Source organism: Microbacterium sp. P5_B6 (assembly GCF_056400345.1).
In genome coordinates this window covers 636,781-652,903 of the sequence record NZ_JBFULL010000002.1, presented here as the reverse complement: position 1 = coordinate 652,903, position 16,123 = coordinate 636,781, and the positions used below count along the sequence as shown (strand labels likewise).

14 protein-coding genes are annotated in these 16,123 nt (G+C 70.4%); 12 read left to right on the top strand and 2 right to left on the bottom strand.

All coding sequences use genetic code 11. From position 1 onward, the window contains the following. Positions 1 to 142: 142 nt before the first annotated feature. The 3 genes from AC1DP3_RS04775 to holA are packed head-to-tail and all read left to right on the top strand — an operon-like array spanning position 143 to position 4,058. Positions 143 to 670 carry a ComEA family DNA-binding protein gene (locus AC1DP3_RS04775; protein WP_477291891.1) on the top strand — a complete coding sequence of 176 codons (528 nt, stop codon included), beginning with the start codon at positions 143 to 145 and terminating at the stop codon, positions 668 to 670. 34 nt (positions 671 to 704) lie between these two features. Next, positions 705 to 3,011, top strand: coding sequence for a ComEC/Rec2 family competence protein (locus AC1DP3_RS04770; RefSeq protein ID WP_477291773.1), 2,307 nt, complete (start codon positions 705 to 707; stop codon positions 3,009 to 3,011). Positions 3,012 to 3,020: 9 nt separating this feature from the next. Then, positions 3,021 to 4,058 (top strand): DNA polymerase III subunit delta, encoded by a 1,038-nt coding sequence (gene holA / locus AC1DP3_RS04765; RefSeq protein WP_477291771.1) that lies wholly within the window; start codon positions 3,021 to 3,023, stop codon positions 4,056 to 4,058. 125 nt (positions 4,059 to 4,183) lie between these two features. On the opposite strand, the gene rpsT is transcribed toward holA, so the two are convergent. Beyond that, positions 4,184 to 4,444, bottom strand: coding sequence for a 30S ribosomal protein S20 (rpsT, locus tag AC1DP3_RS04760; RefSeq protein WP_477291769.1), 261 nt, complete (start codon positions 4,442 to 4,444; stop codon positions 4,184 to 4,186). Positions 4,445 to 4,682: 238 nt separating this feature from the next. On the opposite strand from rpsT, the gene AC1DP3_RS04755 reads away from it, so the two are divergent. After that, a complete protein-coding gene (locus AC1DP3_RS04755; protein ID WP_477291767.1) occupies positions 4,683 to 6,041 on the top strand; it encodes a GH1 family beta-glucosidase in 1,359 nt (452 codons plus the stop codon). Continuing rightward, entirely contained in the window at positions 6,038 to 7,285 is a 1,248-nt protein-coding gene (locus tag AC1DP3_RS04750; protein WP_477291765.1) for an MFS transporter, read from the top strand. Before AC1DP3_RS04755 ends, AC1DP3_RS04750 begins: the two co-directional genes overlap by 4 nt. Here the strand turns inward: AC1DP3_RS04750 and AC1DP3_RS04745 are convergent. Then, the gene (locus tag AC1DP3_RS04745) at positions 7,274 to 7,999 is read right to left on the bottom strand and encodes an alpha/beta fold hydrolase (RefSeq protein WP_477291763.1); all 726 of its coding nucleotides are present in this window, start codon (positions 7,997 to 7,999) and stop codon (positions 7,274 to 7,276) included. The genes AC1DP3_RS04750 and AC1DP3_RS04745 overlap by 12 nt on opposite strands. 79 nt (positions 8,000 to 8,078) lie before the next feature. Here AC1DP3_RS04745 and AC1DP3_RS04740 point away from each other — a divergent pair, with 79 nt between their 5' ends. The 7 genes from AC1DP3_RS04740 (at position 8,079) to AC1DP3_RS04710 (ending at position 16,103) form a co-directional block, all read left to right on the top strand. Then, entirely contained in the window at positions 8,079 to 9,245 is a 1,167-nt protein-coding gene (locus AC1DP3_RS04740) for a pyridoxal phosphate-dependent aminotransferase (RefSeq protein WP_477291761.1), read from the top strand. A 23-nt stretch (positions 9,246 to 9,268) separates the two neighbouring features. After that, positions 9,269 to 11,116: a translation elongation factor 4 gene (gene lepA / locus AC1DP3_RS04735; protein WP_477291759.1), complete on the top strand. Its 1,848-nt coding sequence runs from the start codon at positions 9,269 to 9,271 to the stop codon at positions 11,114 to 11,116. Positions 11,117 to 11,126: 10 nt separating this feature from the next. Beyond that, a complete protein-coding gene (locus AC1DP3_RS04730) occupies positions 11,127 to 11,777 on the top strand; it encodes a DUF1990 family protein (RefSeq protein WP_477291757.1) in 651 nt (216 codons plus the stop codon). Then, a complete protein-coding gene (gene hemW, locus AC1DP3_RS04725) occupies positions 11,777 to 12,994 on the top strand; it encodes a radical SAM family heme chaperone HemW (protein ID WP_477291755.1) in 1,218 nt (405 codons plus the stop codon). Before AC1DP3_RS04730 ends, hemW begins: the two co-directional genes overlap by 1 nt. Positions 12,995 to 13,097: 103 nt before the next feature. Then, positions 13,098 to 14,135, top strand: coding sequence for a heat-inducible transcriptional repressor HrcA (gene hrcA, locus AC1DP3_RS04720; RefSeq protein WP_477291753.1), 1,038 nt, complete (start codon positions 13,098 to 13,100; stop codon positions 14,133 to 14,135). Between the two features lie 42 nt (positions 14,136 to 14,177). Further along, positions 14,178 to 15,293: a molecular chaperone DnaJ gene (gene dnaJ / locus AC1DP3_RS04715; RefSeq protein ID WP_477291751.1), complete on the top strand. Its 1,116-nt coding sequence runs from the start codon at positions 14,178 to 14,180 to the stop codon at positions 15,291 to 15,293. Positions 15,294 to 15,296: 3 nt separating this feature from the next. Further along, positions 15,297 to 16,103, top strand: a complete 807-nt coding sequence (locus AC1DP3_RS04710; RefSeq protein ID WP_477291749.1) for a 16S rRNA (uracil(1498)-N(3))-methyltransferase — start codon at positions 15,297 to 15,299, stop codon at positions 16,101 to 16,103. Positions 16,104 to 16,123 lie beyond the last annotated feature (20 nt).

The window sequence follows — 16,123 nt, the reverse complement described above, 5'->3', positions numbered from 1 at the left end:
ACGCTCCTCCACGGATGGGGCCCCGCCGCGCTCCGCCTGAGCGGGTATCCGTAGTTTCGTCCCTGTGACATCGGCCGACGATCCCGCGCATGGCTCGGCGGGCGGTCGGCGGCGGCTCGGACTCGGTGCCGCGATCGTCATCATGCTCGCAGCGCTCGCCGTGACGGTCGGCATCGGCATCGTGCGCAGCTCGGTGACTCCGGTCGAGGCCGTGCCGACGGCTCACCGCGAGGGGACGGATGCCGCGACCCCGGCATCCGTGTATGTCCATGTGTCGGGAGGCGTCGCTGCCCCCGGGCTGTACGTCCTCCACGGCGGCGCCCGGGTCGTCGACGCGATCGCCGCCGCAGGCGGGTTCGCCGCTGACGCCGAGCGCGGCGGCGTCAACCTCGCCCGACCCCTGAGCGACGGCGAGCAGCTCGCCGTGCCTCTGGTGGGTGCCGCACCGCCGGCGAGCACAGGCGGGGCCGCCGGTGATGGGCGGGTGAACCTGAACACGGCGGACGCCGCGGCTCTCGACACGCTGCCGCGCATCGGCCCGGCGATGGCGGAGCGCATCATCGCCTGGCGCGACGACAACGGCGGCTTCACGAGTGTCGAGGATCTCCTCGCCGTACCGGGGATCGGCGACAAGATGCTCGAGTCGCTGCGCGACCAGGTGACGGTCTGAGGTGCGACTGCGGCGAGCGCATCGATTCCGGCTCGTGCCGGTCGCCGCAGTCGCCTGGGCTGTGGCGGCACTTGCCACCGTGATGCCTTCGCTCTCGGCCCCGCTGGCGCTGGCGGCGTGGACACTGACCCTCGCAGCGATCGTGACGCTCATCCGCCGCCCACGACCCTGGGTCGTGCTCGTCGTCCTGGGGGGAGCGGCGGCCGCTGTGGTCTGCTCCCACGTCGCCCTCGCACAGCCCGCGCGGACGGCCCTGTCGACGCTCGCGGTCGACCACGGACGGGCGCTGGAGGTGACGGCGCGGGTCGTGGGCAAGGTCGAGCGCCGTGCCGCCACGGGACAGCTCGCGTTCGACGCCGTCGCGTCCGAGATCGCAACGGGGGCGCGGCGCCGAGGGGTGGAGCTGCCGCTCTCCGTGCGTGTCATGCCCGACGACGTGGACCGGCTCGACCTCCTCGACGTCGGCTCGCTCGTGACGGTGACCGGGACCGCGCGCGGGACGGATGCGGGAGCGCGGTCGGTCGTCCTCCTGACCGGGTCCGGAGGGGTGCGCGTGCTCGACCCCCCGTCCGGCCCCGCCGCGTGGGCGGGCGCCCTGCGCCGCGGTCTCGTGGCGGCCACGCTCGGATTGCCCGACCCCGGCGGAGGCCTCGTGCCCGGGCTCGCAGTGGGCGACACGAGCGGTGTCGACGGAGAGCTCGACGCCGCGATGAAGGCATCCTCGCTGTCGCATCTGACGGCCGTCTCGGGTGCCAACTGCGCCCTCGTCGTGGGCCTCGCGTTCGCAGGCGCCGCACTGCTCGGCGCGCGGCGAGGGACGCGCGTCGCGGCGGGGGTGGCGGCGCTGACCGGGTTCGTGGTCCTCGTCACGCCCGAGCCGAGCGTGTCGCGCGCTGCGGCGATGGCGGGGGTGGCGATGCTCGCCGTCGCGCTCGGGCGACCCGCGATCGGCGTCGCCGTGCTCTGTCTCGCGGTGACGCTGCTGCTCGCCTTCGATCCGTGGCTTGCCACCTCACTCGGGTTCGCGCTGTCGACCGTCGCGACGGCATCGCTGCTGCTGGCCGCCCGGCCGCTGGCGGCGGGCCTCGAACGGTGGATGCCGCGCGCACTGGCGCTCGGACTGGCTGTGCCGCTCGCGGCCCAGCTCGCCTGCGGACCGCTGCTCGTCCTCATCGCCCCGGCGGTGCCGGTCTACGGCGTGATCGCGAACCTGCTCGCCGCTCCGGCCGCACCCATTGCCACCGTGGTGGGGCTCGCCTCCTGCCTCGCGCTGCCCTTCCCGCTGCTGCAGTCGGGGCTCGCCGCGCTCGCCTGGCTCCCGGCCGCCTGGATCGCCGGCACCGCCGCCACGTTCGCCGGGCTCCCGGGCGGGCAGTTGCCGTGGCTCGAAGGATGGTGGGGGGTCGCCCTGCTGGCGCTGTTCGGCCTCGCGGCCGGGGTGCTGGTGGCTGCGCGGGCGCCGGACGCCCTGCGCGTGCGTCGGATCGCCGGGGCTTTTGCCGCCCTGGTCGTCGGCGCCTCGGCGGGCGGCATCGCACTCACGGGCCTGGCCGGTCCGCTCACGCTGCCGCCGGAGTGGGCGATCCTCGCGTGCGACGTCGGGCAGGGCGACGCTCTCCTCGTCCGCTCGGCAGGCCATGTCGCGCTCATCGACACGGGTCCCGACCCGGATGCACTCACGGCGTGCCTCACTCGGGCCGGCATCGCCCACCTCGACCTCCTCATCCTGACCCACTTCGATGCGGACCACGCGGCGGGCGTCGGCGCCGTGCTGGGCAAGATCGACCGCGTGCTCCACGGCCCTCCCGGATCGGCGGCGCACGAGCGCGTCCTCGCGCAGCTGGCGACGGGCGGCGCGGAGCTCGTCGACGCGCGTACCGGGCAGCGGGGCGCTCTCGGGGATGCGGCGTACCGGGTGCTCTGGCCGCGCGCCGACAACCGCGGGTACCCGCCTGGCAATGACGCCGGTGTCATCGTCGACATCCGCGGCGGGGGAGTGCCGACATCCCTGTTCCTCGCAGACCTCTCGGCGTCGCCCCAGCGCGCGATCGAGGCGGCCGGTCTCCTCGATCCGCCATACGACGTGGTGAAGGTCGCCCATCACGGCAGCGCCGACCAGGAGCCGCGCCTCTACCGTCTGGCTGCTCCGTCGCTCGCGCTCATCACCGTCGGCTGGGGCAACGACTACGGCCATCCCCGCCAGGACACCCTCGACGTCCTGGAGGAGGTCGGGGCGGTCATCGCACGCACAGACACTCAGGGGATCCTCGCGGTCTGGTCGAGCCCCGACGGGGTGGAGGTGTGGCGCGAGCGGACCTCCGACGTCGGGCCCTCTGGCTAGGCTTGAGTCATGGCACCGACTCCGCGACGCTCCGCTCCTGCGAAGCCGCGGACCGCCATCCCGCAGCTCTCCTGGCGAGATCCCCAGCCGGCGCCCATCGTGCTCATCTCGGGTCCTGAAGAGGTCTGCGCCGAACGGGCGAGCTCCTCCCTTCGCGAATACCTCCGCGCCGAGGACCCGAGCCTCGAGGTCTCCGATGTCCGGGCGGACGACTACACGCAGGGCACCCTGCTGGCCGTCACCTCGCCCTCGCTCTTCGGCGAGCCGCGACTCGTGCGCGTCTCGGGGGTGGAGAAGTGCTCGGACGCGTTTCTCGCCGAGGCGCTCTCGTATCTGGCAGCCCCGCAGGAGGGGGCCACCGTCATCCTCCGGCACACCGGCGCGACGGTGCGCGGCAAGAAGCTCCTCGATGCGATCCGGTCGGGCGAAGGCCGAGGAGTCGAGATTCCCTGCGCCGCGATCAAGCGCGACGGTGATCGCTTCGACTTCGCAGCGGGCGAGTTCCAGACCGCGAAGAAGCGCATCGCTCCCGTCGCGCTCCGTGCGCTCGTCTCCGCATTCGCCGACGACCTCACCGAGCTGGCGGCGGCATGCCAGCAGCTGATCGCGGACGTGCCCGCCGACATCACCGAGCAGATCGTCGAGCGCTACTACGGCGGCCGAGTCGAGACGTCGGCCTTCACGGTCGCCGACACCGCGATCGCAGGGCGTTACGGTGAGGCGCTGATCTCGCTGCGCCATGCTCTCGCTTCCGGCGCCGACCCGGTGCCGCTCGTCGCCGCCATCGCCTCGAAGCTGCGCACCATGGCCCGGGTGGCCGGCAACCGCGAATCCTCCGGGGCGCTCGCCGCGCGCCTCGGGTTGAAGGACTGGCAGGTCGATCGTGCCCGGCGCGACCTCACAGGATGGTCGGAATCCACCCTCGGGATGGCCATCCAGGCCGCCGCGCGGGCGGATGCCGAGGTCAAGGGCGCATCCCGTGATCCCGTCTTCGCCCTCGAGCGCCTCGTCACCGTCATCGCAACCAGGGCGCCCTTCGCGCCCTGACCCGGCGTCGCGCAGACGCCGTCGGCGCCGCGCCGCTTCGCGAGAAGTCACCTCAACGACGAAGGCCCGTCCCCTTGCGGGGACGGGCCTTCGGACGCTTCGCCGAGTTCAGCGAGGAGCGCTGCTCAGAGTGCGGCGACCTGCTGGGCGATGGCCGACTTGCGGTTCGCCGCCTGGTTCTGGTGGATGATGCCCTTGCTCACGGCCTTGTCGAGCTTCTTGGTCGCCGTGCCGAGAGCCTTCTCAGCGGCGGCCTTGTCGCCGGCGGTGATGGCCTCGCGCGTACGACGCACGGCGGTCTTCAGCTCGCTCTTGACGGCCTTGTTGCGCTCGTGCGCCTTCTCGTTGGTCTTGTTGCGCTTGATCTGCGACTTGATGTTCGCCACGTGTCGACGTCTTTCGTTCGGAGTGAATCGGTTGAGTGCCGGGCGTCGGGAGAGGGCCTTCGCGTCGGCGGTCGTGAGGGCAGAACCCACACGCAAGCCAATCAAAGAGTCTACCAGGTCAGGTGCCTGTCCCCAGACAGCGGACGGGCGAGCGAAGAAGCCCCATCGATGATGCATGATCGAGCGTGCGTGTGCTCACCCGAAGCGCGCCACACGTGTGTACGACGAAGGAGTCTGCGTGCCCGAACATCCCTCGCCCGACCTCTCGGCGTTCCCGCCCGGCTTCCGGTGGTCGGCGGCGACGGCAGCCTTCCAGGTCGAAGGCTCGCGTACGGCCGATGGCCGTGGCCGCTCCATCTGGGACGACTTCGTCGACACTGTCGGATCCGTGAGGGACGGCTCGACGGCCGACCCCGGCGCCGACAGCTATCGTCGCTCGTCGGAGGACGTCGCACTGATCAGGGAGCTCGGCGTCGATCGGTATCGATTCTCCATCTCGTGGGTGCGCGTCCAGCCCGTCGCGGGGGCTGCGCCCCTGCAGGCCGGACTCGACTACTACCGGCGACTCGCGGATGATCTCCTGGAGGCAGGAGTCACACCGTTCGCGACGCTGTACCACTGGGATCTCCCGAGCGCCGTGGAGGCGCGGGGTGGCTGGCTCGACCGAGACACGGCGTTCCGCTTCGGCGAGTATGCGGCCATCGTCGCCGAGGCGCTGGGTGACCGCATCCATCACTGGTACACAATCAACGAACCGGTCTCGACGTCGCTCCAGGGCTATGCGGTGGGGGCTCTCGCCCCCGGCCGCCAGCTGCTGTTCGGCTCGCTGCCCACCGTGCACCACCAGCTGCTCGCCCACGGCCTCGCCGTGCAGGCCGTCCGCGCACACGGCGCCGAGGAGGTCGGGATCGTCAACAACCACACGCTCGTCGTGCCCGCCTCGGATTCTGCGGAGGATGCCGGGGCCGCCGCTGTGTACGACCTGCTGCACAATCGCATCTTCGCCGACCCCGTCCTTCAGGGGATCTACCCCGACCTCGAAGCCTTCGGCATTCCGCCGATGCCCGTCCAGGACGGCGACCTTGCGCTGATCTCCGCTCCGACCGACTTCTACGGGATGAACTTCTACAACCCGACGACGATCGGCGCGGCGGCTGCCGAGAGCCCGGTCCCGTTCGAGATCGTGCCCACTCCCGGCGCCCCGTTCACCGGATTCGGTCCCGGGTGGCCGATCGTCCCTGCCGCGCTGACCGAGCTGCTCGTCGACTTCCGGGATCGCTACGGCGATCGGCTCCCTCCTGTCGTGATCGGCGAGAACGGAGCATCGTTCCCTGAGTCCGACCATCCCGACGGGCCGATCGACGACGTGGAGCGCATCTCGTACCTCTCGACGCACATCGACGCCGTCGGTGCTGCGATCCGCGCGGGCGTCGATGTGCGGGAGTACACCGTGTGGTCGCTCCTCGACAACTTCGAGTGGGCCGACGGCTACACCCAGAGGTTCGGGCTCGTGCACGTCGACTTCGACTCGGCGGCGCGCACCCCCAAGGAATCCTTCACGTGGTACCGCTCGCTCATCTCGGAGGCTCGTCGATGAATCGCACATCCGGTCGTGTGGGCGCGTCCTGGTTCGTCCTGTTCACGCTGGCGTGGCTCGCGCTGTGGACCGTCCAGCTCACGCCGCTGCAGCTTCTCATCCCGCTCCAGCTCAACACCCCCGACGACGCCGACGGCTGGGTGTCGGGCGTGGTGTCGTCGGGCCTCGTGCTCGCGGCCGGCGGGGTGGCCGGCGTCATCGCAGGCCCCCTCGCCGGTGGACTGTCCGACCGCACGCGCGGCGCTTTCGGACGCCGCCGCCCCTGGGCGATCACCGGCGTGGCGCTGGCAACCGCGTCGCTCGTCGCGATCGCGTTCGCGGAGGGTCCGTGGGGCGTCGGCCTGGCCTGGATCGGCGTATCGGTGGGCACCGCGGTGGCCTCCGCCGCGTTCACCGCGCTCATCGCCGACCAGCTCAGCACACAGCGGGGGGCCGCCTCGGCAGCCGTCTCTTCCTCGCAGGCCCTCGGCATCATCGTCGGCGTCGGCGTGATCGTGCTGCTGGAACTCGGCACGGTGACGGGCTATCTCGTGCTCGCCGGATTCCTGGCCGTGGTCGGAGTGGGAGCAGCCCTCCTCCTTCCGGACCCGCCCGCACCGGCTCAGTCGGCCGTGGCGCGCGAGCAGCGCGCCCTGTCGGCCCGTCTGGCGGCCCTGCGCGACCGGGACTTCGCCTGGATGCTGGGCGGACGCCTCATCGTCAACATCGGCAACGCACTGGGAACGGGGCTGCTGCTGTTCTTCCTGCTGTACGGCCTGCACCGCGACCCGAGCACGGCCGAGGACGACCTGCTGCTCCTGATCCTCATCTACACCGTGTTCGTCGTGGCATCCTCGGTGGTCTCCGGAGCCGTCTCGGACCGCACCGGCCGTCGGGTGGGGATCGTCGTGTGGTCAGCCGTGGTCCAGGGGGTCGCCGCGGTGTTCATCGCGCTCTTCCCGTCGTACGAGTCCACGATGATCGGGGCCGCCCTCCTCGGTCTGGGCTACGGCGCCTACATGTCGGTCGGACTCGCCCTAGGCACCGACCTGCTGCCATATCCAGAGGACCACGCGCGCGATCTCGGCTTCGTCAACGTCTCGGCCAGCCTCGGGCAGCTGCTCGGGCCGCTGATCGGTGCCGGCCTCGTGGCCGTGGTCGGAGGGTTCTCGCTGATGTTCGTCGTGGGCGGCGCGCTCTCGATCGTGGGCGGGCTCATGACGCTCGCGATCCGCAAGCGGACTCCTGCTCCGTCAGTCGTCTGAGCGCTCGAGGGTCGCGCTCGCCAGATCGAGCATCGCGTTGAAGACACGCGGTCGCATGACCGTGACGTGGTGGGTCGTGCGGGGGACGACGATCAGTTCGGCGTGCTGTGCGACCCGCATGAAGAGACGCTCGTTGATGCGCAGCTGGTCGTACTGGCCGTTGATGAACCAGAGCGGAACGTCGATGCGATGCAGCGCCGCGAGCAGATCGAGCACCGACAGGCTCCGCAGGGCGATGTCCTGCGTGTCCAGGGCGTAGCCGCCCGCGCCGAAGTCGGCTCGTGTCTCATCCGGCAGGATGCGGTCGAGCAGACGGTTCGTCAGCCACATTCCGCGGTCGGGCAGGGCGTCGAACCCGCGCGCCATTGCCCGGTACGCCGTGAGCCCCACGCCGCGCGGAATCGCTGTGCACGATGCGGCGATGAGTCCCGCGACGGGCGGCCGGTCCTCCCGTCCGGTGTACTCGACGCACAGGAGCCCGCCCATCGAATGACCCACGAGCAGAACGGGACCACGGGTCGCAGCATCCCGAACCGCGTCATCGATCGTGGCGAGCGCCGAGTCCAGTGTGAACTCCTCCGCCATGCGACTGCCGTGTCCCGGCAGGTCGAGGGCGTGTACCGGAATGCCGCGCTGGGTCAGGTGCTCAACCTGCGCTCGCCACATGGTGGCAGAGGTGCGGATGCCGTGCACGAGCACCACCTGGACGGTCATGGTGCCAGCGTACGAGGCCCGGGACGCAACGGCGCCGAAGCCGCACGGAAGCCGCAGGGCGCCGCCTTAGGCTGTCGGCATGCCTCGGCTCGCGGATCACATCCTCGGCATGCCCGCCTCGGGTGTCCGGCACATCCTGGAGCAGGCGCTGCGCCTCGAGGACGTGATCATCCTTGCGGTGGGGGAGCCGGGCGAAGCCGCCGCCCCGGCCATCCGCGATGCGGGCGCTCAGGCGTGGCGCGATGGTCTGCTCCGCTACTCGCCGAATGGCGGCATCCCGTCCCTCCGGGAGGCGATCGTCGACAAGCTCGCCGCCGTCAATGACATCCGGGTCGACCGCGAGCAGGTGTGGGTGACGGTCGGCGCCACTCAGGCGCTGCACCAGGCGATGTCGCTCACGCTCGCTCCGGGCGACGAAGTGCTCGTGCCCGACCCGGGCTATACGACGTTCACGATGAACGCGCACATGCTCTCCGCCGTGCCCGTGCCGTATGTGCTGAGTCCCGCGAGGGGATTCGAGCCCGACCTCGCGCAGCTCGAGGCGCTGGTGACCGATCGCACGCGGCTGCTGATCCTGAACTCCCCGTCCAATCCGCTGGGCTCGACGTTCTCGCGAGAGACCATCACCGAGCTTCTCGAGTTCGCAGCGCGGCATGACCTCTGGGTGCTCAGCGACGAGTGCTACGAGGCATTCACCTACGGCATCCCTCACGTCAGTCCGGCGTCGCTCGATCAGGACGACCGCGTCTTCTCGGTGTTCTCGACCTCCAAGACCTACGCCATGACCGGCGCCCGGGTGGGATGGCTCGTGACGCCGAAGGGATTCACCGCAACGATGCTGCGGGTGCAGGAATCGGCGATCTCGTGCGTGGATATGCCGGCGCAGCACGCCGCCGTCGAGGCCATCTCGGGTCCGCAGGATCACGTCCGGACAGCGGCCGCGCATTACCGCCGCAATCTCGATGCCGCGACCGCGCTGCTAGACGAGCGAGGACTCCGCTACCTCACGCCGACGGGCGCCTTCTACCTGTGGATCGACATGTCGCATGCCACCGGGGGAGACGTCGCCGGCTGGGCCGAGCGCTTCCTCCACTCCGAACGGGTCGCCGTCGCGCCCGGCTCGGCCTTCGGACGCACGGGGGAGGGCTGGATCCGCGTGTGCTGCGCCGCGCGGGAGGACGAGCTGCTCGCGGGACTCAGGCGACTCCCGGTTCCTGGCACCCTCGGGGCACAGGTTCGGCTGTGACCCGCCGGTAGACTGGGCCGGATATGTCCCCCCGCGCCCTGAAGCCCCTCGAGCCGTCCGTCACCGCTCCTGAGGCGATCCGCAACTTCTGCATCATCGCCCACATCGACCACGGCAAGTCGACGCTGGCCGACCGCATGCTGCAGATCACCGGCGTCGTGTCCGACCGCGACATGCGCGCCCAGTACCTCGACCGGATGGACATCGAGCGCGAGCGCGGCATCACGATCAAATCGCAGGCGGTCCGGATGCCGTGGGCGGGCGAAGGCCAGACCTACGCGCTCAACATGATCGACACCCCCGGCCACGTGGACTTCACCTACGAGGTGAGCCGCTCGCTCGCCGCGTGCGAAGGCGCGATCCTCCTCGTCGACGCCGCACAGGGCATCGAGGCGCAGACGCTGGCGAACCTCTACCTCGCCCTCGAGAACGACCTGCACATCATCCCGGTGCTCAACAAGATCGACCTTCCGGCGGCCGACCCCGACAAGTTCGCCCTCGAGCTGGCGAACCTCATCGGCGGCGACCCGAACGACGTGCTGCGCGTGAGCGGCAAGACCGGGCAGGGCGTCGAGGAGCTCCTCGATCGCATCGTGCGCGACATCCCGGCACCCCAGGGTGATGCGCATGCCCCGGCCCGGGCCATGATCTTCGACTCGGTCTACGACGCCTACCGCGGTGTCGTGACTTATGTCCGCATGATCGACGGCCATCTCGAACCGCGCGAGCGCATCCAGATGATGTCGACCAAGGCGACGCACGAGCTGCTCGAGATCGGCGTCTCCAGTCCCGAGCCCGTCCCGTCGAAGGGCCTCGGCGTCGGCGAGGTCGGCTACCTGATCACGGGCGTCAAGGATGTGCGGCAGTCCAAGGTCGGCGACACGGTCACCACGCTGCGCAAGCCCGCGACCCAGGCGCTGCCGGGCTACACCGACCCGAAGCCGATGGTCTTCTCGGGCATCTACCCCATCGACGGCAGCGACTATCCGGACCTCCGCGAGGCCCTCGACAAGCTCAAGCTGTCGGATGCCGCGCTGCAGTACGAGCCCGAGACCTCCGTCGCGCTGGGCTTCGGGTTCCGCTGCGGCTTCCTCGGTCTCCTCCACCTCGAGATCATCACCGAGCGGCTCTCGCGCGAGTTCGACCTCGACCTCATCACGACGGCGCCGAGCGTGATCTACGAGGTCATGACCGACACGGGCAAGCAGATCACGGTCACGAACCCGAGCGAGTACCCCGATGGCAAGGTCGCCTCGGTGTCCGAGCCCATGGTGAAGGCGGCGATCCTCACGCCGAAGGACTACACCGGCACGGTCATGGAGCTGTGCCAGACCCGGCGCGGAACGCTGCTCGGCATGGAGTACTTCAGCGAGGAGCGCGTCGAGCTCCGCTACAACATGCCCCTCGGCGAGATCGTCTTCGACTTCTTCGACCAGCTGAAGTCCCGGACGCAGGGGTACGCCAGCCTCGACTACGAGCCGAGCGGCCAGCAGGAGGCGGATCTCGTCAAGGTCGACATCCTGCTCCAGGGCGACAAAGTCGACGCGTTCTCGTCGATCGTCCACCGCGACAAGGCGTACGCGTACGGCACGATGATGACTGAGCGCCTGCGCAAGCTCATCCCTCGTCAGCAGTTCGAGGTTCCCATCCAGGCCGCGATCGGCGCCCGGATCATCGCGCGCGAATCGATCCGCGCGATGCGCAAGGACGTCCTCGCGAAGTGCTACGGCGGTGACATCAGCCGCAAGCGCAAGCTCCTCGAGAAGCAGAAGGAGGGCAAGAAGCGCATGAAGATGGTGGGCCGTGTCGAGGTTCCCCAGGAGGCGTTCATCGCCGCCCTGTCTGGGGATGTCGAGGGCAAGCAGAAGTAGGCTGGAATCCATGCGCCGCGGGACGTTCAAGGACGAGACGGTCGACTACGCCGCCGTCGGGGCGACGCAGGCGCGTGATCTGATGCAGTATCCGCCGGAGCGCAGCATCCCGGCCGAGGAGTCGTGGCGCATCGGGAGCGGCGAGGGGCGCTTCGCGTCCGCGAGCGAGGCGCTGCTGTCCTGGGCGGCGCTGCGCGGCGCGGATCTCACCATCAAGGATGTGCGACCGGCATCGGGTCCGATGTATCTCGGGGTGAGCTTCGATGCCGAGGGCAATCCCGTCGCGCCCAGCCGTTCCGAGACCGAGCAGCGGTTCGACTCGGACGGCACGCCGTACGTTGCGGCAGGCACGACGATCACCGTCGAGGGGCGTGTGCGCGGCCTGAGCGCCGACGGCGAGCTGCGCGTGATCTTCGCGATCGAAGAGCCGCGGCGGGTGGGCTTCGCGCTCGGCACCGTGGACGGCTCGAAGGTGAGCGGCGAGGAGTCGTTCATGCTCGACTGGAACGACAGCGACGAGGTGTGGTTCACCGTGCGCGCCTTCGATCGGCCCGTCGCGCTGCTGTACCGGATGCTGCCGGCCCTCACGCGCCGCCGCCGCCGCGAGCTGTTCACGCGCTACCTGCGGGCGATCTCGCCCCTGTACACGACCCCCGCCTGATGGGCTCCGCGCTTCCGCTCGGCGATCCTGCGCCGGCGGATGGGGCACTTCCGGCGGATGCCCCGATCGATCCCGCCACGCCGTTCGGCGTGTACCTGCACGTGCCCTTCTGCCGGGTGCGCTGCGGCTATTGCGACTTCAACACGTACACCTCCAGCGAGCTGCGGGGTTCCCGCCAGGACGAGTACGCCGACACGCTGCTGCACGAGGTAGGTCTCGCGGCCGGAGTCCTCGCGCAGGCCGGCGGCGTGCGGCCGGCGAGCACCGTCTTCTTCGGCGGGGGGACGCCCACCCTGCTTCCTCCCGGCGATCTCGGACGCATGCTCGACGGCGTCCGGACCGCCTTCGGCATCGCCGACGGTGCCGAGATCACGGTCGAGGCCAATCCAGACACCGTGACGGATGCTGTCGCCGCCGAGCTCGCCGCGTCCGGCGTCACCCGGCTCTCGCTCGGCATGCAGTCGGCGGTTCCCCACGTCCTCGCGGCACTCGACCGCACGCACGACCCGGTGAACGTCGCCTCCGCCGTGGCATCGGCGCGACGCGCCGGCCTGGGCGTGAGCCTCGACCTCATCTACGGCGCTCCGGGCGAGTCTCTCGACGATTGGCGGCAGTCGGTCGAGACCGCGGTCGCGCTCGCACCCGACCATGTCTCGGCATACGCCTTGATCATCGAGGACGGCACGAAGCTCGCGCGCCAGATCCGACGCGGCGAAGTGGCCTCGCCGGACGACGACCTGCAGGCCGACATGTACGAGCTCGCCGACGATCTGCTCGCGGCAGACGGCTACGAGTGGTACGAGATCTCCAATTGGGCGCGCGGCGATCAGCACCGCTCACGTCACAACCTCGCCTACTGGCTCGGCTATGACTGGTGGGGCTTCGGACCCGGGGCGCACAGCCACGTGGCCGGCGTGCGGTTCTGGAACGTCAAGCACCCTGCGGCCTATGCCCAGCGGCTGGCGGGCGGTGAATCTCCGGCAGCCGGAAGAGAGCGACCGGATGCCGCAGCACGCACCCTCGAGAACGTGCTGCTGCGCTCGCGCATCCGCGAGGGGCTGCCGATCGACGAGGTGCCGGGGGAGGCGCGACAGGGTGTCGCCGCCCTCATCGCGGACGGTCTCATCGACGGCACCGCAGCCGTCCGCGGGCGCATCGTCCTGACGAGGCGGGGACGACTGCTCGCCGACGCGGTCGTGCGTGCGCTCACGGACTGAACCGCCCTGCGGGCGCGTCCGGGATCGCGGCGCGCCCATCCGCTAGAATTGGCACTCGGCTCGGGCGAGTGCCAGTGGAGCGATGACGGCGTGAGGAGGGCAGATGGTCACCGATCGAGGACTCGAAGTTCTCCGGGCCATCGTGCAGGACTACGTCGACACCCACGAGCCCGTCGGCAGCAAGTCGATCGTCGAGCGCCATTCCTTCGGGGTGTCCGCCGCGACCATCCGCAATGACATGGCCCTCCTCGAGGACGAGGAGCTGATCGCCGCCCCGCACACGTCGTCCGGCCGCATCCCCACCGACAAGGGCTACCGCGTCTTCGTCGACCACCTCGCGGCGATCCGGCCCCTGACTCCGGCTCAGCGTCACGCGATCTCGTCGTTCCTCGACGGGCCGGCAGATCTGGACGATCTGCTCGTGCGCACCGTGCGGGGGCTGACGCAGCTGACCGGGCAGGTCGCGATCGTCCAGTACCCGTCGTTCGCACGAGCGAGCGTGTCGCACGTCGAACTGGTCTCCCTCGAGGGAGGCCGTCTGATCGTGATCCTCGTCACTGACACGGGCCGGGTCTCGCAGCGCCTCGTCGCCTCGCGCCTCGAACTCGACGAAGCCGCGATGACGCGCGCGCGCACCGTCGTCGCCGACCTCATCGTGGGACGCTCCGTGCGTGAGGGCGCGCAGCGGGTCGACGAGTTCCTCGCGGCGGCCACGGACGAGCCGGGCGCCGCCGCCACCGCGGTCGCGATCGTCCGCATCGTCGCGGAGGAGCTCGAGGAGTTCCGTCAGGACCGCCTGGTGATGGCAGGCGCGGCGAACCTCGCACGACGGGAGTCGGACTTCAGGGGGAGCATCTACCCCCTCCTCGAGGCCATCGAAGAGCAGGTGACGCTCCTGAGGCTCATGAGTGAGATGGTCGCCGACGAGCATGGCCTGGCGACGAGCATCGGACGCGAGAACGAGCCCTTCGGCCTCGGCGAGGCATCGGTTGTCGCCAGCGACTACGACGCGACCGGCGCCCAGGCGCGCGTGGGACTCCTCGGCCCCACGCGGATGGACTACCCGAGCAATCTCGCAGCGGTGCGGGCAGTGGCCCGCTACCTCAGCCGGATGCTCGACGACGACGAGAACGCCCGCTGAGGCGTACGACACGATCCGCGCGCGCGCGGCGGGAAGGCGATTGTGGCTGACCACTACGAGGTCCTCGGGGTTTCGCGAGAGGCGACTCTCGATGAGATCAAGAAGGCGTACCGCAAGCTGGCGCGGGAGCTCCACCCGGACGTCAACCCCGGTGCGGATGCGTCCGAGCGCTTCAAGCTCGTGACGCACGCCTATGACGTCCTGAGCGACCCCGAGCAGCGGGCGCGCTACGACATGGGCGGGAATGACTCGCCGTTCGGCGGCGGCGGCCAGAACTTCAGCGGCTTCGGCGACATCTTCGAGACGTTCTTCGGCGCGGGGGCGGGCGGCAGGCCCGGACGCCCCCGGTCCCGCCGCGAGCGGGGCCAGGACGCGCTTGTGCGGGTCACGCTCGAACTCGGCGACGTCATCTTCGGCGCGCACCGCGAACTGGACGTCGACACCGCGGTCCTCTGTGAGACCTGCAAGGGGTCGTGCTGCCAGCCCGGCACTGCCCCGGTGACCTGCGAGATCTGCCACGGGTCGGGCAACATCCAGCGCCAGGTGCGGAGTCTTCTCGGCAACGTCGTGACGAGCCAGCCGTGCAACGTCTGCCAGGGCTACGGCACGACCATCCCCTACCCGTGCGCGACGTGCCAGGGTCAGGGTCGTGTCCGCGCCCGCCGTACTGTATCGATCGACATCCCGGCGGGCGTCGAGACGGGCCTCCGTCTGCAGCTCCCCGGCTCGGGCGAGGTGGGCCCCGCGGGCGGCCCGAACGGCGATCTCTACATCGAGGTCAATGTCCAGGCACACGAGGTGTTCAGCCGCGACGGCGACGACATCCTCGCGACGCTCGAGGTCTCGATGCCCGACGCGATCCTGGGGACCACGGCGAAGATCGAGGGGCTCGACGGCCCCGTTGAGCTCGAGATCCGCCCCGGCGTGCAGGCGGGCGACATCCTGACCATCAAGGGCCGTGGCATCACCCCGCTGCGGGGCACTCAGCGCGGCGACCTCCGTGTCGGCGTGCACGTCGTGACTCCGACGAGGCTCGACCACAAGGAGCGCGCCCTCATCGAGGACTTCGCGCGGCGCACCAAGCCGCCGGCACCGCGTCTCGCCGAGTTCCACCAGGGCCTGTTCGCCAAGCTCCGCGATCGCTTCCGGAACGCGTGACGGATGCCGCTGCACTTCCTCGTCGAGCAGCCGGACGCGGCGGCGATCAGTCGCGAGCCCCCTGGGTCCGGGGAGGCGGCAGAAGCGGCGCTCCGCTCCACGATCGCTGAGGCCGCAGTCGGCGACGAGGTCGTGCTGGGCGGTGCCGAGGCCCACCATGCTGCGGTCGTCCGACGCGTGCGCGTCGGCGAGGAGGTCACCGTCGGCGACGGGCGCGGAGTCTGGCTCACCGGGCAGTGCGAAGCGGTGTCGCCGAAGCAGGTCGTCGTCCGCGTGACTGCGCGAGCCGATGTGCCGCGGCCTTCGCCGCGCATCGCGCTCGTCCAGGCGCTCGCCAAGGGCGACCGCGACGAGCTCGCCGTGCAGTCGGCGACCGAGCTCGGAATCGACGAGATCGTGCCTTGGCAGCCGTCGCGCAGCGTCTCGCGCTGGGACGCCAAAGCCGAGAAGGGTCGCGCCCGGTGGGCGACGATCGCGCGTGAAGCGGCGAAGCAGGCGCACCGCGCGTGGCTGCCCGAGGTGTCGGCCCTCACGACCACGGCGGGCCTGGCCGCCAGAGCTGCGGCATCCCGTCTCCTGATCCTCGAGCCCACGGCCACGCAGACCCTGGCGAGTCTCGATCTCGACCGCGAAGACGAGCGCGACATCGTGCTCGTCGTCGGACCCGAGGGCGGTTTCGCGGCCGACGAGCTCGAGCTCCTCGAGCAGTCGGGCGCCCTGCTCGTCCGGCTGGGTGACACGGTGCTGCGCACCTCGACCGCGGGCCCCGCGGCGATCGCGGTGGTCAGCGCGATCCTCGGCCGCTGGTGAACCCTCGCTTGTAGACTGAA